Source organism: Sphingomonas sp. RS6 (assembly GCF_054489705.1).
Window position 1 is genome coordinate 426,833 of sequence record NZ_JBTMWM010000001.1, and the last position, 24,478, is coordinate 451,310.

General features: G+C 65.9%; 24 protein-coding genes. 15 read left to right on the forward strand and 9 right to left on the reverse strand.

What is annotated here, in order from left to right:
• Positions 1-11: 11 nt before the first annotated feature.
• A complete protein-coding gene (locus ACX40Y_RS01995) occupies positions 12-467 on the reverse strand; it encodes a DUF2721 domain-containing protein (protein WP_459118384.1) in 456 nt (151 codons plus the stop codon).
• A 507-nt stretch (positions 468-974) separates the two neighbouring features.
• On the opposite strand from ACX40Y_RS01995, the gene ACX40Y_RS02000 reads away from it, so the two are divergent.
• On the forward strand, positions 975-2,864 hold the full coding sequence (locus tag ACX40Y_RS02000; protein ID WP_459117854.1) for a ribonucleoside-diphosphate reductase subunit alpha: 1,890 nt from the start codon (positions 975-977) through the stop codon (positions 2,862-2,864).
• 9 nt (positions 2,865-2,873) lie between these two features.
• A complete protein-coding gene (locus tag ACX40Y_RS02005) occupies positions 2,874-3,365 on the forward strand; it encodes an endonuclease domain-containing protein (protein WP_459117855.1) in 492 nt (163 codons plus the stop codon).
• 167 nt (positions 3,366-3,532) lie between these two features.
• On the opposite strand, the gene ACX40Y_RS02010 is transcribed toward ACX40Y_RS02005, so the two are convergent.
• Positions 3,533-3,796, reverse strand: coding sequence for a DUF2171 domain-containing protein (locus ACX40Y_RS02010; protein ID WP_459117856.1), 264 nt, complete (start codon positions 3,794-3,796; stop codon positions 3,533-3,535).
• 98 nt (positions 3,797-3,894) lie between these two features.
• Between ACX40Y_RS02010 and ACX40Y_RS02015 the strand changes: the two genes are divergently transcribed.
• Genes ACX40Y_RS02015 through ACX40Y_RS02030 form a run of 4 tightly spaced genes read left to right on the forward strand, consistent with a single transcriptional unit; the run spans position 3,895 to position 5,833 of the window.
• Complete coding sequence (locus tag ACX40Y_RS02015) at positions 3,895-4,230, forward strand: hypothetical protein (protein WP_459117857.1); 336 nt, start codon at positions 3,895-3,897, stop codon at positions 4,228-4,230.
• Positions 4,227-4,445 carry a hypothetical protein gene (locus tag ACX40Y_RS02020; protein ID WP_459117858.1) on the forward strand — a complete coding sequence of 73 codons (219 nt, stop codon included), beginning with the start codon at positions 4,227-4,229 and terminating at the stop codon, positions 4,443-4,445. Before ACX40Y_RS02015 ends, ACX40Y_RS02020 begins: the two co-directional genes overlap by 4 nt.
• 2 nt (positions 4,446-4,447) lie before the next feature.
• The gene (locus ACX40Y_RS02025) at positions 4,448-4,771 is read left to right on the forward strand and encodes a hypothetical protein (RefSeq protein ID WP_459117859.1); all 324 of its coding nucleotides are present in this window, start codon (positions 4,448-4,450) and stop codon (positions 4,769-4,771) included.
• 6 nt (positions 4,772-4,777) lie between these two features.
• Positions 4,778-5,833, forward strand: a complete 1,056-nt coding sequence (locus tag ACX40Y_RS02030) for a ribonucleotide-diphosphate reductase subunit beta (protein ID WP_459117860.1) — start codon at positions 4,778-4,780, stop codon at positions 5,831-5,833.
• A gap of 81 nt (positions 5,834-5,914) precedes the next feature.
• Here ACX40Y_RS02030 and ACX40Y_RS02035 read toward each other — a convergent pair whose 3' ends face one another.
• Positions 5,915-6,100: a hypothetical protein gene (locus ACX40Y_RS02035; protein ID WP_459117861.1), complete on the reverse strand. Its 186-nt coding sequence runs from the start codon at positions 6,098-6,100 to the stop codon at positions 5,915-5,917.
• Between the two features lie 88 nt (positions 6,101-6,188).
• Here ACX40Y_RS02035 and ACX40Y_RS02040 point away from each other — a divergent pair, with 88 nt between their 5' ends.
• From ACX40Y_RS02040 to ACX40Y_RS02060, 5 genes are all read left to right on the forward strand, one after another.
• The gene (locus ACX40Y_RS02040) at positions 6,189-6,641 is read left to right on the forward strand and encodes a PH domain-containing protein (protein ID WP_459117862.1); all 453 of its coding nucleotides are present in this window, start codon (positions 6,189-6,191) and stop codon (positions 6,639-6,641) included.
• 25 nt (positions 6,642-6,666) lie between these two features.
• Positions 6,667-7,098, forward strand: a complete 432-nt coding sequence (locus ACX40Y_RS02045; protein WP_459117863.1) for a vgr related protein — start codon at positions 6,667-6,669, stop codon at positions 7,096-7,098.
• A 99-nt stretch (positions 7,099-7,197) separates the two neighbouring features.
• Positions 7,198-8,514 (forward strand): adenylosuccinate lyase, encoded by a 1,317-nt coding sequence (gene purB / locus ACX40Y_RS02050; protein WP_459117864.1) that lies wholly within the window; start codon positions 7,198-7,200, stop codon positions 8,512-8,514.
• 132 nt (positions 8,515-8,646) lie between these two features.
• On the forward strand, positions 8,647-9,201 hold the full coding sequence (locus tag ACX40Y_RS02055) for a biliverdin-producing heme oxygenase (protein WP_459117865.1): 555 nt from the start codon (positions 8,647-8,649) through the stop codon (positions 9,199-9,201).
• Positions 9,198-11,780 carry an HWE histidine kinase domain-containing protein gene (locus tag ACX40Y_RS02060; RefSeq protein ID WP_459117866.1) on the forward strand — a complete coding sequence of 861 codons (2,583 nt, stop codon included), beginning with the start codon at positions 9,198-9,200 and terminating at the stop codon, positions 11,778-11,780. The genes ACX40Y_RS02055 and ACX40Y_RS02060 overlap by 4 nt, the downstream gene beginning before the upstream one ends.
• 1 nt (position 11,781) lies before the next feature.
• Here ACX40Y_RS02060 and ACX40Y_RS02065 read toward each other — a convergent pair whose 3' ends face one another.
• Positions 11,782-12,228, reverse strand: coding sequence for a copper chaperone PCu(A)C (locus ACX40Y_RS02065; RefSeq protein ID WP_459117867.1), 447 nt, complete (start codon positions 12,226-12,228; stop codon positions 11,782-11,784).
• Between the two features lie 167 nt (positions 12,229-12,395).
• On the opposite strand from ACX40Y_RS02065, the gene dnaK reads away from it, so the two are divergent.
• The gene (gene dnaK / locus ACX40Y_RS02070; protein WP_459117868.1) at positions 12,396-14,306 is read left to right on the forward strand and encodes a molecular chaperone DnaK; all 1,911 of its coding nucleotides are present in this window, start codon (positions 12,396-12,398) and stop codon (positions 14,304-14,306) included.
• Positions 14,307-14,419: 113 nt separating this feature from the next.
• A complete protein-coding gene (gene dnaJ / locus ACX40Y_RS02075) occupies positions 14,420-15,541 on the forward strand; it encodes a molecular chaperone DnaJ (protein ID WP_459117869.1) in 1,122 nt (373 codons plus the stop codon).
• Between the two features lie 18 nt (positions 15,542-15,559).
• Here dnaJ and ACX40Y_RS02080 read toward each other — a convergent pair whose 3' ends face one another.
• Positions 15,560-16,354 carry a hypothetical protein gene (locus tag ACX40Y_RS02080; RefSeq protein WP_459117870.1) on the reverse strand — a complete coding sequence of 265 codons (795 nt, stop codon included), beginning with the start codon at positions 16,352-16,354 and terminating at the stop codon, positions 15,560-15,562.
• 292 nt (positions 16,355-16,646) lie between these two features.
• Here ACX40Y_RS02080 and acnA point away from each other — a divergent pair, with 292 nt between their 5' ends.
• Together acnA and ACX40Y_RS02090 are read left to right on the forward strand one after the other, a co-directional pair.
• Positions 16,647-19,322 (forward strand): aconitate hydratase AcnA, encoded by a 2,676-nt coding sequence (gene acnA, locus ACX40Y_RS02085; RefSeq protein WP_459117871.1) that lies wholly within the window; start codon positions 16,647-16,649, stop codon positions 19,320-19,322.
• Positions 19,323-19,595: 273 nt separating this feature from the next.
• Complete coding sequence (locus ACX40Y_RS02090; protein ID WP_459117872.1) at positions 19,596-20,777, forward strand: NF038122 family metalloprotease; 1,182 nt, start codon at positions 19,596-19,598, stop codon at positions 20,775-20,777.
• A gap of 74 nt (positions 20,778-20,851) precedes the next feature.
• Here ACX40Y_RS02090 and ACX40Y_RS02095 read toward each other — a convergent pair whose 3' ends face one another.
• The 4 genes from ACX40Y_RS02095 to ACX40Y_RS02110 all read right to left on the reverse strand — a co-directional run bounded on the left by ACX40Y_RS02095 (position 20,852) and on the right by ACX40Y_RS02110 (position 24,382).
• On the reverse strand, positions 20,852-21,331 hold the full coding sequence (locus ACX40Y_RS02095) for an FKBP-type peptidyl-prolyl cis-trans isomerase (RefSeq protein WP_459117873.1): 480 nt from the start codon (positions 21,329-21,331) through the stop codon (positions 20,852-20,854).
• Positions 21,328-22,197 carry an S-methyl-5'-thioadenosine phosphorylase gene (locus tag ACX40Y_RS02100; protein ID WP_459117874.1) on the reverse strand — a complete coding sequence of 290 codons (870 nt, stop codon included), beginning with the start codon at positions 22,195-22,197 and terminating at the stop codon, positions 21,328-21,330. The genes ACX40Y_RS02095 and ACX40Y_RS02100 overlap by 4 nt, the downstream gene beginning before the upstream one ends.
• Positions 22,194-23,636: an amino acid permease gene (locus ACX40Y_RS02105; protein ID WP_459117875.1), complete on the reverse strand. Its 1,443-nt coding sequence runs from the start codon at positions 23,634-23,636 to the stop codon at positions 22,194-22,196. Before ACX40Y_RS02105 ends, ACX40Y_RS02100 begins: the two co-directional genes overlap by 4 nt.
• A gap of 62 nt (positions 23,637-23,698) precedes the next feature.
• Positions 23,699-24,382, reverse strand: coding sequence for a LysR substrate-binding domain-containing protein (locus tag ACX40Y_RS02110; protein WP_459117876.1), 684 nt, complete (start codon positions 24,380-24,382; stop codon positions 23,699-23,701).
• Positions 24,383-24,478 lie beyond the last annotated feature (96 nt).

Genomic DNA, 24,478 nt, shown 5'->3' on the forward strand with positions numbered 1-24,478 from the left:
GACCGCGACGATCACTTGTCGAGCTCGAGCAGTTCCTCGCGGACGTGGATCGCGCGCAGCGACATGCGCACCTCGACCAGGAAATAGACGAGCCCTGAAATCAGCAGCAGCATCGACACGATGAACGCCACCGCGACCCAGATGCCGACATGCAGATTGGCGAGGCGCGAGATGAACATCAGCGCGACGACGAGGCAGATTGCCAGCGCGCTGGCGGTGCAGAGAAAGATCGCGTTGTTGATGACCGAGATACGGCGATCGATGATCCGCAATTCCCAGACATGGCGCTCATGCTCGGGCCCGCTGGAGCGGGGATGCAGTTCCTCGATCGAGCGCGCGCGATCGACGATGCGCGCCAGCCGCCCGACCATCGTGTTGAGAAACGCACCGATGCCGGCGAGCAAAAACACCGGCGCGATGGCCGCCTGGATCGTTTCGGAAACGGTCGAGAGATAGGGGCCTTCCATCATTTGCCTTTATTGCGGGGCGCGGCGCGGCTGTGCAAGCGGCAAGCCGGTAACGCCCTGCGAGCGCAAAGGTCGCACCAATGCCGGGGTTGACAGGCGGGACCGGACGACGGTTGGCCGCGCCCGATTCCTCCCCCAAAATTTATTTTGGGTTCGGCGTTCGTTCCCTTGCCTTTCGTGAACGCAAGGAAAGTCCGCGCGTCGCGGCCGATGGAGCGACCTGGCCGCGCCACGAACCGAGTCATTTCAGCGATGAACCGTTGCGTTCATTGGTGATTTACGCTCTTGTGCCCGAACTCGGATTGGCACAATCTGTAGTGGTCGCACCAAGGGGCAAGCCCAAGCGCTAGTAAATCGGCAACCGCATAGCCATTTGCGGGCCGGAAACGTGCGCGCCGGGCGCCGGGCCGATGGACACTTTTTGTTCTCGCGCAAACCGGCTGGTGCTACCATCGCTAACGTGCCCCGAGTCGGTTGTTGCGTAAGCAGGAAACAGGGGTCCGAGTCATGGAATTCAGAGATAGTGAGACCAGCGTGAACGAGACCGCCACCATCGAAGCCGCCCCCGCCAGCACGGCGCTCGACAGCAAGGCGATCGCGCCGCAGCCCTATCCGGTCGAGGTCGATCATGCGCGCGACGCGCTGCTCACCGATTTCGGCAAGGAGACGCTGAAGGACCGCTACCTCCTTCCCGGCGAAAGCTATCAGGACCTGTTCGTTCGCGTCGCCTCGGCCTATGCCGACGACCAGGCGCACGCGCAGCGCCTGTACGACTATATCTCCAAGCTGTGGTTCATGCCGGCTACCCCGGTGCTGTCGAACGGCGGCACGGGGCGCGGCCTGCCGATCAGCTGCTACCTCAACTCGGTGCCGGACAGCCTGGACGGCATCGTCCAGACCTGGAACGAGAATGTCTGGCTCGCGTCACGCGGCGGCGGCATCGGCACCTACTGGGGCAGCGTGCGCGGCATCGGCGAGCCGGTGGGCCTGAACGGCAAGACCAGCGGCATCATCCCCTTCGTCCGCGTGATGGATTCGCTGACGCTGGCGATCTCGCAGGGCTCGCTGCGCCGCGGTTCGGCGGCCTGCTATCTCGACATCTCGCACCCCGAGATCGAAGAGTTCCTCGAGATCCGCAAGCCCTCGGGCGACTTCAATCGCAAGGCGCTCAACCTGCACCACGGCGTGCTGATCCCCGACGCGTTCATGGAAGCGGTGCGCGACGGTGCCGAATGGCAGCTGAAGAGCCCGAAGGATGGCTCGGTCCGCGCCACTGTCGACGCGCGCGCGCTGTTCCAGAAGCTGGTCGAGACCCGCCTCGCCACCGGCGAGCCGTATATCGTATTCTCGGATCACGTGAACTCGACGATGCCGAAGCATCACCGCGATCTGGGCCTTAAGGTCTCGACCTCGAACCTGTGCTCGGAGATCACGCTGCCGACCGGCACCGATCACCTCGGCAACGATCGCACCGCCGTGTGCTGCCTCTCCTCGCTCAACCTCGAAACCTGGGACGAGTGGAGCAAGGACAAGCGCTTCATCGAGGACGTGATGCGCTTCCTCGACAATGTGCTGACCGACTATATCGAGCGCGCGCCCGACGAGATGGCGCGTGCCCGCTATTCGGCGATGCGCGAGCGTTCGGTCGGCCTGGGCGTGATGGGCTTCCACTCGTTCCTCCAGGCGCGCGGCCTGCCGTTCGAAGGCGCGATGGCGAAGAGCTGGAACCTGCGGATCTTCAAGCACATCAACGCCCAGGTGAACGAAGCGTCGATGACGCTGGCGGTCGAGCGCGGCCCCTGCCCCGACGCCGCCGACATGGGCGTGATGGAGCGGTTCAGCTGCAAGATGGCGATCGCGCCGACCGCGTCGATCTCGATCATCTGCGGCGGCACCAGCGCCTGCATCGAACCGATCCCGGCGAACATCTATACCCACAAGACGCTCAGCGGCTCCTTCTCGGTGCGCAACCCGTATCTGGAGAAGCTGCTGAAGGACAAATCGAAGAATTCCGACGCGGTGTGGAATTCGATTCTCGAACAGGGCGGCTCGGTCCAGCACCTCGACTTCCTGACCCAGGAAGAAAAGGACTGCTACAAGACCAGCTTCGAAATCGACCAGCGCTGGATCCTCGAACTGGCGGGCGACCGCGCGCCGTTCATCGACCAGGCGCAGTCGCTCAACCTGTTCATCCCGGCGGACGTGGAGAAGTGGGACCTGCTGATGCTCCACTTCCGCGCCTGGGAACTGGGCATCAAGTCGCTCTATTATCTGCGCTCCAAGTCGGTGCAGCGCGCCGGCTTCGCGGGCGGGGTCGAGGCCGACAATACGATCGAGAAGCCCAAATTCGATCTGGGCGAGACGACCGATTACGACGAATGCCTGGCGTGTCAGTGAGCAAACGGGATGGAAGAGCGGCGCATCCCTGAAAACCCCTCTCCCCTTGTGGGAGAGGGAGGGGCCCGCGCTGCGCAGCAGCGTGGGAGGGTGAGGGGGACAGGTGGAAGCCGGCCCCGCGGCAATGCCGAAGGCCTCACCAAGCGCCAGCAACTCCCCGCCGCCACCGTTGCCCGCTCGCGTGCCAATCGCCGCAACGCAGGACCGGTGGAACGTCATTTATGGGCAGCGCTGCGCCGCGCGCTCCCGCACGCAAGATTTCGCAGGCAAGTGCCAATGGGTGTCTATCACGCCGATTTCTGTTCGCATGGCGCGAAGCTGATCGTCGAAGTCGACGATGCGACGCATGCCGTGCGTCGGGACCGCGATGCGATGCGCACGCGGTTTTTGAAACGCGAGGGCTATCGGGTGCTGCGTTTCTGGAACAACGAGGTGATGACCAACCTCGACGGCGTGCTCGCGGAGATTGCGCGGCACGTGGATGCCGGAGGGCAGGAATGAACCCGTGTCCCCCTCACCCTTCCCACCGCCTCCGGCGGCGGGCCCCTTCCCTCTCCCACAAGGGGAGAGGGAGTGGTGCGCCTCTGCTCCCTCTCCCCTTGTGGGAGAGGGAGGGAGCGGCGAAGCCGCGGAAGGGTGAGGGGGACTCACGCCTTCCGCTTAACGCCTCAAGCCTCTTCTTCGAACAGCTCGACCGCGACATCGGCGTTGGCCGACAGGCGCACCTTGTCGCCTTCGACCTCGGCGACGAGGCCGCCGGCGATGTAATGATGATGCCCTTCATGGCTGCCGGTGGCGCCTTCGACCTGCGCACCCGAGTCCTTCTTGGTGAGCTTGATGCGGTCGCCCTCGACATGATCGACGGTGCCGACATGGACGCCGTCGGCGCCGATGACTTCCATATGCTCCTTGATCGCGCTCAGATCTGCCATGGGTATTCTCCTGCTAGGGGTTCGCGCACGGAACGCACGCGCTCGCGAAACGATGCACGCTGGCCCAAGAGACGTCTGCCATACCTAGGGATAGAAGCATGAAGCCCCGCGCGCTTCTGGCCATCGCCGCGCTCGCCCTGCTCGCCGCCTGTGCACACCAGGTGCCGAGCGCCGTGGCGCCGCAGGCACCGGGCTTCCTGCTCGGGCTGTGGCACGGCTTCATCTTCCCGGTCGCCTGGGGGCTGTCGCTGCTGTTCCCGGAGGTCGCGGTCTATGCGGTGCCGAACAATGGCGGCTGGTATGATTTCGGCTTCTTCATCGGCGTGGTGTTCTTGGGCGTCGGCGCGCAGGGTGGCCGCAAGGTCGTCTATCGCGAGCGCATCGTCGTGCGCGATGGGATGAAGACCGTCCGTGGACGGGTGATCGACCAATGACACGCACGCTCGCCCTTCAGGCCGGCCTCGGCATCGCTTCGGGCACGGCAGGACTGATCGTCCTTCTCCGCCCCGCGACGGCGCGCGGGCTGCTGCGCATGGAGGCCAGCGAGCCGGCGACCTATGCGCTGCGGATCGGCGGCATGATGCTGGTCGCGCTCGGCCTGTTCCTCTCCGGCTTCGCGCTGGCCTTTACGAGTGCGGGAGGGGTTTGAAAATGGTCCGGCTGCCTCGAAATGCCGACTTGCGATCACTTATCGTCGTCGTTCCAGTTGTCATTCTCTACAACGTCATTTCCGATGTTACCGGTTTTCGCTCGTGGGTGAATAACGACCCAATCGCGTCCATTGTTATGAGGATATTGGCCGTCCTGATTTTCGGCGGCGTGGGAGCCGCAGGACTAATTTTCGGCCGTCATGATCCAGAAATGCGGCGCCCGATCATTCGGCTGATGTGGAGCTTCATGCTGCTTATCGCCGTCGTAAATGCCGCAATATTATTCAGCGGCGCAAAATCCTTTTCAGATTTGTTCTCGGAGTAATCCCCCATGTCGCTTCTCGAAGCCCGCAAGACCTACAAGCCCTTCGAATATCCCTGGGCCTATGAATATTGGAAGCGCCAGCAGCAGGTGCACTGGCTGCCGGAGGAAGTGCCGCTGGGCGAGGATTGCCGCGACTGGGCGCAGAAGCTGACCGATCACGAGCGCAACCTGCTGACCCAGATCTTCCGCTTCTTCACCCAGGCGGACGTGGAAGTGCAGGATTGCTACCACGAGAAATACGGCCGCGTGTTCAAGCCGACCGAGGTGAAGATGATGCTCACCGCCTTCTCCAACATGGAGACGGTGCACATCGCGGCGTACAGCCACCTGCTCGACACGATCGGCATGCCCGAGACCGAATACTCGGCCTTCCTCCAGTACAAGGAGATGAAGGACAAGCACGACTATCTCGCCACCTTCGGCGTCGACAGCGACGAGGATATCGCCAAGACGCTCGCGATGTTCGGCGGCTTTACCGAGGGGCTGCAGCTGTTCGCCAGCTTCGCGATGCTGATGAATTTCCCGCGCTTCAACAAGATGAAGGGCATGGGGCAGATCGTCAGCTGGTCGGTGCGCGACGAGAGCCTGCACTGCGAAGGCATCATCAAGCTGTTCCACACCTTCTGCAAGGAGCGGAACTGCCTGACTCCCAGCGTGCGCGACGACATTCTGGATATGTGCCAGAAGACCGTGCGCATCGAGGATGCGTTCATCGACCTGGTGTTCGAAATGGGCCCGGTAAACGGCATGACGCCGAAGGACATCAAGAAATATGTCCGCTTCATCGCCGACTGGCGGCTGGGCCAGCTGGGCATGAAGCCGATCTACATGATCGACGAGCATCCGCTGCCCTGGCTCGCCCCGCTGCTCAACGGCGTCGAGCACGCCAATTTCTTCGAGACGCGCGCGACCGAATATTCGAAGGCGGCGACGCGCGGCCAGTGGAACGAGGTGTGGGACAGCTTCGACAAGCGGCAAAAGGCCAAGACCGGCCCGGCCGCGAACGAAGACCCCGCCGCCGAGGGCGACATGTTCGCCAAGGCGGGCGTCGCGGCCGAGTAAGGCCTGATTCCGGGGCGCACCGCCGGGGTGCGCCTCAGAGCCTGTTTGGAAATGCTCCGTGGCGCATTTCCAAACGGCCGCTCAGAACAGGGCGATCAGGTATCGGATCAGGTCTGCGGCGCCCGAGGCGCTCACCGGGGCGACCAGCAGGATCAGCGCATAGAGCAGCAACATCCGCGTCAGCACGCGCTCGCGCCGGCTGGGCGGCGCCGGTTGCGGCCGGGGCGGCTCGCGCGGCGGCCAGATGCGATTCGCATCGTAGAACATCGCCATCAATTTGCGCCGCCGCCACGCGCCCGGCAACCGTGCGTGCGCCACTCTTTTCCGGCCCCGCAGGCTCGGCTATGACGGGCGCATGGCGACACTGATCGATCGTTTCCGCTCGTCGACCCTGGGCTGGCTCAAGGGCTCGTTCGCCGGCTGGGGCACGTTGCTGCTCTGCCTTGTCGGCGTGGGTTTCGTTATCATTGCGCTGCGCTGGATCGCGAACGCATCGACGATGTACGAAGTGACCGACGATCGGATCGTCATCTATCGCGGCATCGTCAACAAATCGATCGACGAGATCGAGCTCTATCGCGTCAAGGACATCCGCCTCGACTTTTCGATTATCAACCAGATCGCCGGTATCGGCCGGCTTTCGATCCATTCGTCGGACGAGACGACGCGTGGGGGGCCGCTGGTGATCCGCGATGTCGAGCATGCCCGCGAGCGGCGCGAGAAGCTGCGCGAACTCGTCACCAATGCCCGCCGGCTGCGCGGCGTCCGCGAGTTCGACATGGTGCAGGAGAATTTCGATCAGGGCTGATCGCCGGCCGCTCACCGACGGCGAGGTGCGGCTGGCGAGATCGGTGTTCGGCGACGCGATCGATTATGCCCGCGCCGGCATCGCCCATGCCAAATGGGCGTTCTTCCAGCCCGCGCGGACCGTGATGGCGCCGCTCGGCACGATCCATTTCTCGCCGCGCGGCGACCTGTATCGCGACGATTTCGGCCAGGCGGATCTGAGCCTGCAGGGCCTGTTCATCCATGAGATGGCGCATGTCTGGCAACATCAGTCGGGCCTGTTCCTGCCGATCAGGCGACACCCCTTCTGCCGCTATCGCTATGATTACGAGCCCGGCAAGCCGTTCGACCGCTATGGCATCGAGCAGCAGGCGGAGATCGTCCGCCATGCCTTTCTGCTGGCAGCCGGCATGACGCTGCACGGCAAGCCGCCCGCCGAGGCCTATCGCGCATTGCTGCCGTTCCAGCGGGGCGCGTGAACGCCGCGCCGGTTGCCCGGCCGGCCGCGCCTTGCTACGGGCCACGCCGGCCCGGCCGTCTCGGTCGAGCGGCCCCCACCCTATCCGTGAAGGAACGACATGGTCCCCCGCTACGCCCGCCCCGCGATGACCGAGATCTGGTCGGCCGAGACGCGATTCCGCATCTGGTTCGAGATCGAGGCGCACGCGACGCAGGCGCTGGCCGATCTGGGCGTGGTGCCGCAGAGCGCGGCCAAGGCGCTGTGGGACTGGTGGGCGACCAATCCGGCGATCGACGTGCCCGCGATCGACGCGATCGAGGCGGTGACCAAGCACGACGTGATCGCCTTCCTCACCTGGGTGGCCGAACAGGTGGGCGACGAGGCGCGCTTCATGCACCAGGGCATGACCAGCTCCGACGTCCTCGACACCTGCCTGGCGGTGCAGCTGGCGCGCGCCAGCGACCTGCTGATCGCCGATATCGACGCGCTGCTGGCGGTGATCGAGCGCCGCGCGCGCGAACACAAGATGACGCCGACGATCGGCCGCAGCCACGGCATCCATGCCGAGCCGGTGACGTTCGGCCTGAAGCTGGCCGAGGCCTATGCCGAATTCCAACGCAACAAGGCGCGGCTGGTGGCGGCGCGGGCCGACATCGCCACCTGCGCGATCTCGGGCGCGGTCGGCACCTTCGCCAATATCGATCCGCGCGTCGAGGCGCATGTCGCCGAGAAGCTGGGCCTGACCGTCGAGCCCGTCTCGACCCAGGTGATCCCGCGCGACCGCCACGCGATGTTCTTCGCGACGCTCGGCGTGATCGCTTCGTCGATCGAGCGCCTCGCCGTCGAAGTCCGCCATCTTCAGCGCACCGAGGTGCTCGAGGCCGAGGAATATTTCTCGCCCGGCCAGAAGGGCAGCTCGGCGATGCCGCACAAGCGCAACCCGGTGCTCACCGAAAACCTGACCGGCCTCGCCCGCATGGTGCGCGGCTATGTCACCCCGGCGATGGAAAATGTCGCGCTGTGGCACGAGCGCGACATCAGCCATTCGTCGGTCGAGCGCTATATCGGCCCCGACGCGACGATCACGCTCGATTTCGCGCTGGCCCGCCTGACCGGCGTGGTCGATAAGCTGCTCGTCTATCCGGCGCGGATGCAGAAGAATCTCGACCGCATGGGCGGGCTGGTCCATTCGCAGCGCGTGCTGCTGGCGCTGACCCAGGCGGGGGTTAGCCGCGAGGACGCCTATCGCCTCGTCCAGCGCAACGCGATGAAGGTGTGGGAGTCGGACGGCGAACTCTCGCTGCTCGAACTGCTCAAGGCCGATGCGGAAGTCACGGCCGCGCTCAGCCCGGCGGAGATCGAGGACAAGTTCGACCTCGGCTATCACTACAAGCATGTCGACACGATCTTCGCGCGGGTGTTCGGCGCGGCGTGATCGATTCTATTCCTCCCTTGCTGCGGCAAGAGAGGATCGACGCTGGCATTTCGGCCGTTTCGGTCCGGTTGGAACCGGAACATCGTTCGTTTATTGTCTGCGGGTGAACGTCGCTACGCCGGCCACTGCTGCATGAACCCCACCCGACGCCGTCTGCGCGAGGCGACCGGCGCGGCGCATGCGCGCGTCGATGCCGCATTTGGCGGTTTCGATCTTGGCCGGCGGGGCGGTTATGTCGCGTTGCTGGCCGCGCATGACGAGGCGCTTCGCCCGATCGAGGCCCGGCTCGACGCGTCCGATACCGTGCCTGTGATCGCCGACTGGCCCGCCCGCCGGCGCAGTGCGGCGCTGGCCGCGGACCTTACGGAACTGGGCCATTCCGCCCCTGCCCCGGCCGCCGCGCCGCCCACCCCCTTCGCCTCGGTCGCGGCGGTGGCGGGCACGCTGTATGTGCTCGAAGGCTCGCGCCTGGGAGGACGCCTGCTCAGCCGTTCGGTCGCGCCGGGCATGCCGACACGCTATCTCGACGCGGAACAACCGTCTGAGAAATGGCGCGAATTGCTGGAAAAGCTCGATCAGCTCCTGTATCTGCCGACTCAATTGGACATCGCCGTGGATGCAGCATTGGACGCGTTCGACCGCTTCGAGGCCGCCGGAACGAGGTGGCTTGGAAGGATGGTTGCGTGACGGGCGTATCGGGCGATTTTGCAGTCAATCTCACCAATTGCGATCGTGAGCCGATTCATCAGCTCGGCGCGATCCAGCCCTTCGGGTTCCTGATCGCCTTTTCGAGCGATTGGCTCGTCCGGCGCGCCTCGGCCAATGTCGATCAGTATCTGGGCGTGACCGTCGACGATCTGCTCGGCACCTCGATCAACGACCATTTCGAGGACGAGGCGATCCACGCGCTGCGCAACCGCCTGACATTGCTGCGCGGCGGGGACGCGCTGGAGCGCCTGTTCGGCATCAAGGCGCTCAAGCGGCAGGATCGCGCCTATGATCTGGCGCTGCACATCGTCGGCGACACGATCATCGTCGAGGGCGAGGTCTGCACCGCCGACGCGACGAGCGATACCGCCAGCACGATCCGCGCGATGATGGGGCGCCTCGACGAAAAGGAGGCGCTGCCCGAATTCTTCCGCGAGGGCGCACGCCAGGTCCGCGCGCTCACCGGCTTCGACCGGGTGATGGTCTATCGGTTCGAAACGGACGGATCGGGCGTGGTGGTGGCCGAGGCGGCGAAAAGCGGGATCGGCAGCTTTCTCGATCTGCGCTATCCCGCCACCGACATTCCGGCGCAGGCGCGCAAGCTCTATCTGCGCACCCCGTTCCGCATCATTGCCGACGTCAATGCCGAGGCCGTGCCGATCCTGCCCCAGCGCGACGAACGGGGCGAGCCGATCGACCTGTCGCTGTCGGTGCTGCGCTCGGTGTCGCCGATCCATATCGAATATCTCCACAATATGGGCGTGGCCGCGTCGATGTCGATTTCGATCATCGTCGGCGGCCGCCTGTGGGGCCTGTTCGCCTGCCACCATTATGGCGGCCCGCGTCGGCCGGGATTCGAGCGCCGCTCGATCGCCGAGCTGTTCGGGCAGATGTTCGCGCTCAAGCTCGAAAGCCGCGAGCGCAAGGCATTGTCGGCCTATGAAGCGGCCGCGCGGGCGACCAGCGACCGGCTGCTGGCGGCGGTGGCGGGCAATGCGAGCCTGCTCGACGACCCCGAATGGCTGGGCGAGCGGCTGCGCGAGGTGGTGCCGTGCGACGGAATCGCGATCTGGATCGACGGCAAGGTTGCCTTCAGCGGAATCACCCCGCCGCAGGATGCGTTCGCGGCGATCGTCCGCCGGCTCAACGCAATGGCGGCTGGCCGCGTCTTCGCGACCGACCATCTGTCAGACGTGCTGCCCCAGGCCGCCGATTATGCCGAGCGTGGTGCCGGGCTGCTGGCGATCCCGATCAGCCGTGCGCCGCGCGACTATGTGCTGCTGTTCCGGCAGGAACTGGTCCGCACCGTCACCTGGGGCGGCGATCCGCACAAACCGGCGGAGCTCGGGCCGAACGGCGCGCGGCTGACGCCGCGCAGCAGCTTCGACGCCTGGCGACAGGAGGTGCGCGGCCGATCGCTGCCGTTCACCGATCCCGAAGTGCGCGTGGCGGAAGTGCTGCGCGCGTCGCTGATCGAGATCGTGCTGCGTCTCTCCCATGATGCGCAGGAGGAGCGGCAGCGCGCGTCCGAGCGCCAGGAATTGCTGATCGCCGAACTCAACCACCGGGTGCGCAACATCCTGGGCCTGATCCGCGGGCTGGTGCGGCAATCGCGCGGCTCGGGTCTCAGTGCAGGCGACTATATCACCATGCTCGAAGGGCGAATCGAGGCGCTGGCGCGCGCGCACGATCAGATCACCGAGGACAATTGGAGCCCCGCGCCGCTGGGGCGGCTGCTGCGCACCGAGGCGGGGGCCTATCTTGGCGAACGATCGGATCGGCTGCAGCCCGAAGGACCGATGGTGCTGCTGCGCCCCACCGCCTTTTCCACGCTGGCGCTGGTCTTCCACGAGCTGATGACCAATTCCGCCAAATACGGCGCGCTTTCGGACAGCGGCGTGGTCGCGGTGCGCTGGTCGATCGATGCAAACGGCGATTGCCGGATCGAGTGGCGCGAACGCGGCGGCCCCGCGGTACAGCCGCCGAGCCGCCAGGGATTCGGCACGACGATCATCCAGCGTTCGGTCCCCTATGATCTGGGCGGCACCGCGACCGTCCGCTATCCGCTGACCGGGCTGGAGGCGGAATTCTGCATCCCCGCGCGGCACGTGCTGCTCGACGAATCCGAAACGGCGCGGCACGCCGCGCTCGCGGACGACCATGCGCGCGCGCAGCAGGCACGCCCCGAAACGGTGCTGAGCGGACCGGTGCTGCTGGTCGAGGACAGCCTGATCATCGCGATGGACGCCGAGGACATTCTGATCCGCCTCGGCGCCAGCCGGGTGGCAACCGCCGCCTCGATCGCGGCCGCCCGCGAAGAACTGGCCAGCCAACGCTTCGAAATCGCCATTCTCGACGTCAATCTGGGCACCGAGACAAGCCTGCCGATCGCCGACATGCTGCGCGATGCCGGCATTCCCTATTGCTTCGCCACCGGCTATGGCGAGCAGCTCCAGCTGCCGCCCGATCATGCCGGGGCGCTGGTGTTGCAGAAGCCCTATACCGCCGTGAACATGGGCCGGATGCTGGAAACGGTTCTCGCCGGCACCGCGAACTAGATCAGGGCGTCGCACCCGGGCCGACGATATCGGCCGAGGCTGTCACCGTTCGGCCGTCCGCAAGGTGCAGCGTGAAGCTGGTGCGCTCACCGGCGCGCAGCTTGGGATCGAGGCCGAACAGCATGACGTGGCGCCCGCCCGGGGCGAAGCGAACCTCGCCGCCTGCGGGGACGGGCACGTTGGCGATCGCGCGCATCTGCATCATGCCGCTGGCATCGCTTGCGCTTTCATGAAGTTCGGCGCGCTCGGCGACGCGCGAGGATACGGAGACAAGCACGGCATCCTTTTTGCCGCCGTGGAGCGTGAAATAGGCGGCACCGGGACGCCCCGGCACGGCGGGAAGCCGCACCCAGGCACCATCGACGCGAAGGTCCGCCTTCGGTGCGCACGCCGCCAGCGACGCCGTTGCGACGATCCCAACCAAAAGCCGCCCAACCAACGCCCGCATCGCGCCCTCCTCCCGCTTTGGGAAAAGCTCTAGAAAGCTGCGCGTCTTGCGGCAAGACACACCGCACCTATATCGCGCTTCGTAAGTCCATGCCGGGGCTGCCGCTTGTGGGGCCTTGGCGGGACCATGTTCGATCCATTTTTTGACTCTGGGGGCCAACGAGGACCATGGCTAAAGTTATCGGTATCGATCTGGGCACGACCAACAGCTGCGTCGCAGTGATGGAAGGCGGCAAGCCCAAGGTGATCGAGAATGTTGAAGGCGCGCGCACCACGCCGTCGATCGTCGCCTTCGCCAAGGATGGCGAGCGTCTGATCGGCCAGCCGGCCAAGCGCCAGGCGGTGACCAACCCGGACAACACCATCTTCGCGGTGAAGCGCCTGATCGGCCGCCGCTTCGACGACCCCGTGACCAAGAAGGACACCGAACTGGTGCCCTACACGATCGCGCGCGGCTCGAACGGCGACGCCTGGGTCAAGGCGGGCGGCGAGGAATATAGCCCGTCGCAGATCTCGGCGTTCATCCTGCAGAAGATGAAGGAAACCGCCGAATCCTATCTCGGCGAGAGCGTGACGCAGGCCGTCATCACCGTGCCGGCCTATTTCAACGACGCCCAGCGCCAGGCGACCAAGGACGCCGGCAAGATCGCGGGCCTCGAAGTGCTGCGCATCATCAACGAGCCGACCGCGGCCGCGCTCGCTTACGGTCTCGACAAGGACAACAACAAGACCATCGCGGTCTATGACCTTGGCGGCGGCACGTTCGATATCTCCGTCCTCGAAATCGGCGACGGCGTGTTCGAAGTGAAGGCGACCAATGGCGACACGTTCCTCGGCGGCGAGGACTTCGACTCGACGATTGTCCAGTTCCTGGCCGACGAGTTCAAGAAGGCCGAAGGCATCGATCTGACCAAAGACAAGCTGGCGCTCCAGCGCCTGAAGGAAGCGGCCGAGAAGGCGAAGATCGAGCTCAGCTCGGCGCAGACCACCGAGGTCAACCTGCCCTTCATCACCGCCGACCAGAACGGCCCGAAGCACCTGGTGAAGAACATCACCCGCGCCGATCTGGAGCGTCTGGTCGACGGCCTGATCAAGCGCACGCTCGAGCCGTGCCGCAAGGCGCTGGCCGATGCCGGCGTCAAGGCCGATGCGATCGACGAAGTCGTGCTCGTCGGCGGCATGACCCGCATGCCCAAGGTCCGCCAGGTCGTGAAGGACTTTTTCGGCAAGGAGCCGCACACCGGCGTGAACCCGGATGAAGTCGTCGCCATCGGCGCGGCGATCCAGGCCGGCGTGCTCCAGGGCGACGTCAAGGACGTGCTGCTGCTCGACGTGACTCCGCTGAGCCTCGGCATCGAGACGCTGGGCGGCGTGTTCACCCGCATGATCGACCGCAACACCACGATCCCGACCAAGAAGAGCCAAGTCTACTCGACTGCCGATGACAATCAGCAGGCGGTGACGATCCGCGTCTTCCAGGGCGAGCGCGAGATGGCGGCGGACAACAAGCTGCTCGGCCAGTTCGACCTGGTCGGCATCCCGCCGGCGCCGCGCGGCGTGCCGCAGATCGAAGTCACCTTCGACATCGACGCCAACGGCATCGTCAACGTCTCCGCCAAGGACAAGGGCACCGGCAAGGAACAGCAGATCCGCATCCAGGCCTCGGGCGGTCTTTCGGACAACGACATCGAGCAGATGGTGCGCGATGCCGAGAAGTTCGCCGAAGAGGACAAGAAGCGGCGTGCCGCGGCGGAAGCCAAGAACAACGCCGAGAGCCTCGTCCACACGACGGAGCGCCAGCTCCAGGAGAATGGCGACAAGGTCGACGCGGCGCTGAAGGGCGAGATCGAGGCGGCGATCGCCGAGACCAAGTCGGCGATTGAAAGCGGCGATGCCGATGCGATGACCGCCAAGGCGCAGAACCTCGCCCAGGTGGCGATGAAGCTCGGCCAGGCGATCTACGAGAAGCAGGCTGCCGAAAACGCCTCGCCGAACGCGGGCGCCGCGACCGGCGACGACGCCGGCGCCGAGGAAGTGGTCGACGCCGAATTCTCGGAAGTGGACGACAACAAGGCGTAACGGATGAACCCGGGCCGTCATGCCAGCGAACGCTGGCATCTTCCGCCGCGCAGCCCGCGGTTGGAGACCCCAGCTTTCGCTGGGGTGACGGCCGAGGGTTGGGGGCCGAGTGAATGACCACCGAAGTCGATTATTACGAACTGCTCCAGGTCGAGCGCACCGCGGACGATGCGACGATCAAATCGTCCTACCGCAAGCTCGCGATGAAATATCACCCGGACAAGAATGCCGGGTGCAAGGATTCCGAGGCGAAGTTCAAGGCGATCAGCGAAGCCTATGACTGCCTGAAGGACCCGCAGAAACGCGCGGCGTACGACCGCTTCGGCCATGCCGCCTTCCAGAACGGCGGCGGCGGCGGCCATCATGGCGGCCAGGGCGATTTCGGCGCGTTCAGCGACATTTTCGAAAGCGTGTTCGGCGAGTTCATGGGCGGCGGGCGCGGCGGCGGCCGGCCCCAGCGGCGCGGCGCGGACCTGCGCTACGACATGGAAATCTCGCTCGAACAGGCCTTCCACGGCCATTCGACCGAGATCACCATCGACGTCTCCGGCCCGTGCGACAGCTGCCAGGGCTCGGGCGCCACGCCCGGCACTAAGGCCAAGACCTGCACCACCTGCGGCGGCCACGGCAAGGTGCGCGCGCAGCAGGGCTTCTTCATGGTCGAACGCACCTGCCCCGCCTGCCACGGCGCCGGCGAGGTGATCGCCGAACCGTGCCGCAGCTGCCGCGGCGAGGGCCGGACCGACAAGACCAAGACGCTCAAGATCGAGATTCCGCCCGGCGTCGACGAGGGCACCCGCATCCGCCTGACCGGCGAGGGCGAGGCCGGCGCGCGCGGGGCACCGGCAGGCGATCTCTACATCTTCCTTCACGTCACCCGCCATTCGCTTTTCGAGCGGCAGGGCACGACGCTCTACGCCACCGCGCCAATCAGCTTCACCACGGCGGCGCTGGGCGGCGAGATCGGCATTCCGGGCCTCGATGGCGAGCGGCATGTGATCAAGATCCACCCTGGCACGCAATCGGGCCGGGAAGTTCGCCAGCGCGGTGCGGGCATGCCCGTGCTTCAGGGGCGCGGACGCGGCGATCTGGTCGTTCGGCTCGAAGTCGAAACGCCGACCAAGCTCAACGCCCGCCAGCGCGAACTGCTCGAAGAGTTCCGGCGGACCGAGACGGGCGAGGAATGCCCGGAAGCAAGCGGCTTCTTCGCCAAGCTCAAGGCCGCGCTGGGCTGATCCTCACCAGGGCGGCGGCTACTCCCCGCCGCCCTGCCGGGTATAGGTGATGCGGATACGGACCCAACTGCCGATCAGCGCCTTTCCGCCCACTCGGGGCGGTTTGACGAGGAACTGGAACGCCGCCTGACGAACCGATCCGGCATAGCCTGAGCCTGCCGGATATTCGCCCAGTTCCTGGCAATCGACCACCTGGTATCGGGCGACAGTGCGGCATGCGACTTCGCCCCAGCCATCGCGGCCAAGCGAGCGAGCGGAGATATAGGGCGAGAGTTGGCGGTCATTGGGGCGCCGATACCAGTCGGCGGCATAAAGCGGCTCGCCATTGGGGCCGGTGCCCGCGCGGGGCGTGTCCCCTTCGCCGCCCGCATCCGCACTTGCCGTCGCCGCACGATCGCCCTCGGCGCCCGACGGCGTTGCCGGAGCGCGTGCGATATCCGACGCGGCATAGTCGTTGCGGCTCATCACAATGAAGCTCGGCGGCCCGTTCGGGACAGGCGGCACGACTGGCGGCGGCGGCAGTTCGGGCGTCGGCGGCTGCGGCTGCGGTTGTTCGGCACGGGCGCCGGCGGGCTTTCGCGCCGGTTCCGGCGTCTTGGTTTCGGCCTTGGCCGCAGCCTCGTCGCCCGATGAGACATTGATCCCGAAAACAACCGACCCCGGCTTTTTCGGGGGTTGGATCACCGGGCTCATCCACAGGAGCAGCAGCGCGATCAGTACCTCGACCGCGAGCGCCAGCAGCACGGCCGCGCCGCGGCCACGCAGCGAAACACGCAGCCGGTTCTTCGGCGAGGCGGACGTCGTCGACAGCATCGAAGGGGGAACTCGAACGAACCCGTGACGCCGGGGAATCCGGCATCGCTTCGGGCGGGCTCTATACGCTTCTTGCGCCGCGGCAAGAGCATGGCGGCACGGTGGCGCGACGCGGGCAACGCTGGTACCGCGAACATCGCCTGAGTGCCCTTCCCCCGGCGCCCCATGCGCGCTAAGGCCCCTCGCGAATCTTCGCATTCGCAGCACCCCGACGGTGCGCCCGCGCGGCCTATAATGGGCTGCGTCCACCGAGCGCCCGGCGGACCAGATCAGGGAAAGGACCCCGCGCCTCATGACCGCCATCGGCAACGATACGCTCGGCACGCGTGACTCGCTCACCGTCGCCGGCAAGACCTACAGCTTCTACTCGCTCCCCAAGGCGGCGGCGAAGCTCGGCGACGTCAGCCGCCTGCCCTTCTCGATGAAGGTGCTGCTGGAGAACATGCTCCGCTTCGACGACGGCGTGACCGTCACGCCCGAAGATGCACAAGCAATCGTCGACTGGCAGCAGAACCCCAAGGCCCCCAGCCGTGAGATCCAGTATCGCCCCGCGCGCGTGCTGATGCAGGACTTCACCGGCGTGCCCTGCGTGGTGGACCTCGCCGCGATGCGCGACGCGATCACCAAGCTCGGCGGCGATGCGGCCAAGATCAACCCGCAGGTGCCGGTGCACCTCGTGATCGACCACTCGGTGATGGTCGACGAGTTCGGCACGCCGACGGCGTTCGAAGACAACGTCAAGCTCGAGTACGAGCGCAACGCCGAACGCTACGAGTTCCTCAAGTGGGGCTCGAAGGCGCTCAACAACTTCTCGGTGGTCCCGCCGGGCACCGGCATCTGCCACCAGGTGAACCTGGAATATATCGCCCAGTCGATCTGGTCGTCGCAGGCGCCCGACGGCGCCACGATCGCCTATCCGGACACGCTGGTCGGCACCGACAGCCACACGACGATGGTCAACGGCCTGGGCGTGCTCGGCTGGGGCGTGGGCGGCATCGAGGCGGAAGCCGCGATGCTCGGCCAGCCGGTGTCGATGCTGATCCCCGAAGTCGTCGGCTTCAAGCTCACCGGCAAGCTGGCCGAGGGCATCACCGCGACCGACCTGGTGCTCACCGTCACCCAGATGCTGCGCGCCAAGGGCGTCGTCGGCCGCTTCGTCGAGTTCTACGGCCCCGGCCTGCACGCGATGACGCTCGCCGATCGCGCGACCATCGCCAACATGGCGCCGGAATATGGCGCGACCTGCGGCTTCTTCCCGATCGACGACAAGACGCTCGATTACATGCGCCTCACCGGCCGTAGCGAAGAGAATGTCGCGCTGGTCGAGGCTTATGCCAAGGCGCAGGGCATGTGGCACGGCGAGGATGCGGTGGAGCCGATCTTCACCGACACGCTCGAGCTCGACATGTCGACCGTGCGCCCGTCGCTCGCCGGCCCGAAGCGTCCGCAGGACCGCGTCAGCCTCGACAGCGTCGACGAAGTGTTCAACGGCGACCTGACCAAGGTGTACAAGAAGGAGCAGCCCGCGCGCGTCGGCGTCGAGGGCCGCGACCATGACATCGGCGACGGCGACGTGGTGATCGCCGCGATCACCAGCTGCACCAACACCTCGAATCCGTCGGTGCTGATCGCCGCCGGCCTCGTCGCCCGCAAGGCGCGCGAAAAGGGCCTGACCCGCAAGCCGTGGGTGAAGACCTCGCTCGCCCCGGGCTCGCAGGTGGTCACCGACTATTTGAACAAGGCCGGCCTCACCGAGGATCTCGATGCGATCGGCTTCAACCTGGTCGGCTATGGCTGCACCACCTGCATCGGCAATTCGGGTCCGCTCGCCGAGCCGATTTCGGCTGCGATCAACGGCAACGACATCGTCGCCGCCTCGGTGCTGTCGGGCAACCGCAACTTCGAGGGCCGCGTCTCGCCGGACGTCCGCGCCAACTTCCTCGCCTCGCCGCCGCTGGTCGTCGCCTATGCGCTGAAGGGCACGGTGACCGAGGACATGTACGAGACGCCGATCGGCACCGGTTCGGACGGCGCGCCGGTGTTCCTCAAGGACATCTGGCCCTCGAACGAGGAGATCCAGGGCCTGATCTCGGCGAACATCGACGACGAGATGTTCCGCTCGCGCTACGGCAACGTCTATCTGGGCGACAGCCACTGGCAGGGCATCAGCGTCACCGTGTCGGACACCTATGCCTGGCCGACCAGCTCGACCTACATCCACAACCCGCCCTATTTCGACGGCATGTCGATGACCCCGGCGCCGGTGCAGGATATCGTCGACGCCAAGCCGCTGGCGATCCTGGGCGATTCGATCACCACCGATCACATCTCGCCCGCCGGCAGCATCAAGGCGGACTCGCCCGCCGGTGCGTTCCTCCAGTCGCACCAGGTCGCCAAGAAGGACTTCAACAGCTACGGCGCGCGCCGCGGCAACGATGAAGTCATGGTTCGCGGCACCTTCGCCAACATCCGCATCAAGAACGAGATGGTGCCGGGCGTCGAAGGCGGCATGACCAAATATGCCGGCGAAGTGATGCCGATCTACGACGCCGCGATGCGCCACAAGGCCGACGGCACCGCGCTCGTCATCGTCGCGGGCAAGGAGTACGGCACCGGCTCGTCGCGCGACTGGGCGGCGAAGGGCACCAACCTGCTCGGCGTCCGCGCGGTGATCACCGAGAGCTTCGAGCGCATCCACCGTTCGAACCTGGTCGGCATGGGCGTGCTGCCGCTGCAGTTCGCCGAGGGCGTGACCCGCGAGACGCTGAAGCTGGACGGCTCGGAAACCTTCACCATCACCGGCGTCGCGGGCCTCCGCCCGCGCCAGGACGTGGAAGTGAAGCTGACGCGCGCCGATGGTTCGTCGGAAACCTTCCTCACCCGTTGCCGGATCGATACCGTCAACGAGCTGGAATATTTCCTCAACGGCGGCATCCTGCACTACGTGCTGCGCAAGCTCGCGGCCTGATCGAGTCGCCTTCGGGCGATGTAGGCGGCGCCCCCCAGCGACCCTGGGGCGGCGCCGCTGTCGTTTCTGGCATGCACCGGCAAGGTCCGACCGTCATTCGGCGGCGCTTTATGTCGGTTATGTCCAATTTCAGGGCAGTAACAGCCCATTTATTTGCCGCAGTGCAAGAATCGGCTTGACCTGAGCCCCGAAGGTCCAGCACCTTGGTTAATAGTCGGTTAACCAAGATTGATCGGCGGTTGACGTATTCTCATCAACCAACAGGGGGTTTTGATGAAAAAGGCGATGACGAAGGCGCTGCTGTGCAGCGTCGCGGTGGCTGGCGCGACTTGCGCAGCGGTGGCACCTGCTTCGGCGCAGACGAAGATCGTGCTCAACGACATTGGCGGCGTGACCGGATCGCCTGCAGAGCTCGGCTTCAAGATTGCCGCGAGCTACTGGGAAAGCGTGCTGACCAACAACGTCACCATCGAATTCGATGTGGGCTTTTCGGCGCTCGGCGCGGGCATTCTCGGCGGCACCAGCACCACGCTCAACACCTATGTGCCGATCTCCGATTATTATGATGCGCTGTCGGCAAACGCCACCAGTGCGCTCGATATGCAGGCGGTCGCCAGCCTCCAGCCGCTGAGCGCTACCGGGAGCGTCAAGGCAATCGTTCCGCAATATCAGAATGTCGCGAGCAAGTCCGGCGTTCGCGCCACCGGCGGTCGTGCTGCCCCGGATGGCAAAGCGATCACGAACACGATGGCGCTGGCCTCGTCCAATTATCAGGCGCTGTATGGCGACACAGCCGGAACCGACGCCAATATCCAGTTCTCGAGCACCTTCGCGTTCGACTTCGATCCGACCGACGGCATCACCGCCGGCACTTATGACTTCATCGGCGTGGCGATCCATGAAATGGGCCATGCGCTCGGATTCCTCAGTGCGGCGGACGATTTCGACTATTCGGTCGGCGGCGGCTTCCCGACGGACAACTACTGGTGGGCCTATGCCCTCGACATGTTCCGCTACACCGGCAGCGATACGCTGAACTGGCGCTTCAACGTGCCTGCGTATTTCTCGATCGATGGCGGCGATACGGCGTTCCTCGGCGACTCCTATTTCTCGACAGGCTCCAACTATGGTGACGGCTGGCAGGCGTCGCACTGGAAGGCGCCGGGCGGCTGCGCCAATCTGATCGGGATCATGAATCCTTATATCTGCGACGGCGTGGTCGACGAGATGACGGCCGCCGATCTGGGCCTGCTCGATGCGATCGGCTGGGGGGTTAACCTCGATGTGCTCGCCAACACCGGCTACGTCTTCTCGACGGCAGACGTCTACAAGGCCTATTTCGCAGGCGGCGCGGTGCCCGAACCGTCGAGCTGGCTGATGATGATCCTGGGCTTCGGCGCGATCGGCGGCGCGATCCGCTATCGCTCGCGCGGCGCAAAGGTCAGCTTCGCCTGATCTGAGCCTCGCCCAACGCAGAACGGCCCCGCGCAGCGATGCACGGGGCCGTTTTCGTTTTAAGGAGCACAGGTTTAATCCGCGCCGACGCCTAGCAATTCGATGGTGAACAGCAGAGTCGCGCCGCCCGGGATCGGCCCCTTGCCGCGAACGCCATAACCGAGCTCGGCGGGCACCGCGATTTCGATCGTGTCGCCCGCCCCCATCAGTGGCACCGCGATCTGCCAGGCGCGGATCAGCCGGCCCAGCGGGAACCGCGCAGGCGGGCCACCATAGGAGCTGTCGAACTCGGTGCCGTCCACGAAACGCCCGGCATAGTGCAGCGTCACCATGTCGCTGACCGAGGGATGCGCGCCCGAGCCGTCCCCCTTCACCCGGCGCCATCGCAGCCCGCCGTCGAGTACGCGCCAGCCCTGTGCCGAGCTGCGGCTGGCAAGCGCCAGCGACTGGTTGTTCTGCCAGCGCAGATCCTGCGACGGATCGGCAACCTCGTCCTGCGCGGCGGCGGGAATGGCAGCGACCAGCGCGGCGGCGACGATCAGAGTGCGCATCATCGCCCAAGCACCCTTCCTGCGACGGCATCCAGCCTTGCCAGCAATGCCGGATCGCGCGCGCCGGTCGCGGTAATCAGCGCCGTGTCGAGGCAGGTGTCGATCGGCGACGGCGTGCGTTCGGCCGGCAGGTTGCGAAGCAGGTGCATCACCATTCGCCGCGCCTTGCCCGCATTGTCCGACAGCTGGGCGATCACCTGCGCGACGTCGACCGCCTCCTCGCCCTCGCGCCAGCAGTCATAGTCCGTCACCATGCCGACCAGCCCATAGGGAAGCTCCGCCTCGCGGGCGAGCTTCGCCTCGGGCATCGCGGTCATGCCGATGATGTGGCACCCCCAGCTGCGATAGAGATGGCTTTCCGCGCGCGTCGAGAATTGCGGCCCTTCCATCGCCAGATAGGTGCCGCCGACATGCGTCGTGGCCCCCGCCGCCCGTGCGGCCTCCGCCGCCAGCGCGGAGAGGCGCGGGCAGACCGGATCGGCCATCGAGACGTGCGCGACCATGCCTTCCCCGAAAAAGCTCGACGGTCGCCCCTTCGTTCGATCGATGAACTGGTCGGCGATGGTGAACGTGCCGGGCGCGCGTTCCTCGGCGAGCGAACCGACCGAGGAGACGGCGAGCACGTCGGTGACGCCCAGCCGCTTCAGCACGTCGATATTGGCGCGCACGTTGAGGTCAGACGGGCTGATGCGGTGCCCCCGGCCATGGCGCGGCAGGAACACCACCTTCACATGGCCGACATGCCCGACAAAGCATGCGTCCGACGGCCGGCCCCAGGGGCTGTCCACCGCCACCCATTCGCCGCCCTCGATTCCCTCGACATCATAGAGGCCCGAACCGCCGATGATCCCGATCGTCCAACCGCTCATGCGTCACCCTTTGCTGCGTTGCGGCGGGCATAGGCGAAATAGACGGCTAGGCCCAACAGGTTCCAGGCGCCGAACGCGATCTGGGTCTGATGCGGCAAGCTGAGGAACAGGTAGAAGCAGCCGAAGATCGCCCCCAGCCCCACCAGCCACGCCGCCGGTGTGCGGAACGGGCGCGGCATGTCGGGCGAGCGGACGCGCATCACCAGCAGGCACAGGCCCACTGCGGCAAACGCAGTCAACGTGCCGGCATTGGCGAGCGCCGCGATCTGGTCGATCGGAAAGAACGCCGCGAAGAAGGTGACGATCAGGGCGGTGAAGATCGTGATCCGCACCGGCGTCCCGCGCGACGACACGCGCGCCAGGCTACTCGGCAACAGCCCGTCGCGCGCCATGACGAAGAAGATGCGGCTCTGGCCGTAGAGAAAGGCCAGGATCACCGTGGGCAGCGCGATGACCGCCGATGCCGCGAGATAGGTGGCGGTGCCCGGCTGACCGATTTCGCGCAGGATCAGCGCAAGCGGCTCCGGGCTGTCGGCAAAGCGGCCAAAGGGCAGCGCCCCGACGGCGGCGAGCGCCACCACCATATAGATCGCCACGCAGACCAGCATCGATCCGACAATCCCGATCGCAAGGTCGCGGCCCGGATTCCGGGCCTCCTCGGCCGCGGTCGAGATCGCATCGAACCCGTAAAAGGCGAAGAAGATGATCGCCGCCGCCGCCATCACGCCCCGGCTGACGCCATCGGCGCTCGGCTGGTTGCCGAAACCGAACGGCATGAACGGATGGAAATTGGCCGAATCGAAATAGGGAAGCGCGATCACGACGAACACGGCGAGCGCGATCAGCTTGATGACGACCAGACCGGCGTTGATCGTGGCACTTTCGCGCGTGCCGAGGATCAGCATCCCGGCAACCGCCGCCACGATCACGATCGCGGGCACGTTCACGCCCCAGCTGACGATGTGCCAGTCCTGCCCGATCGTGCCGGCGACGGCCGGGCCGTGCACCATCCAGGCGGGCAGATCCATGCCCAGCCCCTGGAGAAAGCCGTTGGTATAGCCTGACCAGCCGACCGCCACCGTCGCCACCACCAGCGTATATTCGGCGAGCAGGCTCCACCCGACGACCCACGCCACGATCTCGCCCAGGCTGGCATAGCTGTAGGTATAGGCGCTGCCCGATGCGGGAATCATCGTCGCCATCTCGGCATAGGCGAGCGCGGCGCAGGCACAGATCGCGCCGGCGATCGCGAACGAGATGATCACCGCCGGCCCCGCCCGATCGGCACCCACCCCGATCAGCGTCAGGATGCCGGTGCCGACGATCGCGCCGACGCCCAGCGCCACCAGATGCTGCCAGCCAAGGCTGCGTTGCAGGCGGTGTTCATGCGGTCGATCGTGATCGGCGACGATGGATTTCAGACGAAACAGACTGGCCATGCACCCCTTCCCCTTTCCCGCCCTGATAACGCGATGGGGCGCGCGTGCAATCGGCGCCGGGTTCAGGCGTTGGCGATCCGGGTGGGACGCTGGAGTGCGGCGACCAGCCCGGCCACCGCCTCGCCGGGCTCGCCATCGCGCCAATAGCCGCGAACCGGAAAGGCGGCGCCGGCCGCGTCGATCTCGCGGACGACGATGCGATCGTCCAGATCGTCGACATCGCTGCCGCAGACGAGTGCGGCACCGTCGCCTTCGGCGATCCGCTCAAGAATCCGCGCCATCGGCAGATCGACGAGCGGCCCGCCGATCACGGGCCCGAGCGGTCGAACGCAATAGGACAGGAATCGGTGGACCTCGCCGTCGCGATGGTGTCGCGAAACCGGCATCTGCATCCGCGCCTGATCGAGGTCGACGACACGGATCCGTTCGTGCGCGGCGAGCGGATGCCGGCGCGACATCGCGACGACCACATGATCGGTCCATAGCGGCGCCGACGGATGATCGTCGCGTTCGACGCCCGGCACGATCACGAACTGCAACATGCCGGTTGCCACTGCCGGCAACAGCTGCGTGCGGGCGGCCTCATGGACGCCCAGGGCGATCTCCGGATGGCGGCGGGCGAGCTGCAACAGCGCGTCCGCGAGCCTTCGGCGACCGATCGATGCGAAGCAACCGACGGTCAAACCGGGTTCGGCGGGGGACCGACGCCCCCTGCCGCGCATTACACCCTCGTTCACGATGGCCATGATTTCATTGTGGCGGAGGTCGAGGCGCAGCGGCGCTTGGCTTGCGACGAATGCGACCAAGCTGCGACGAAGTCGCGCTGCGTTGCGCCCTATGGT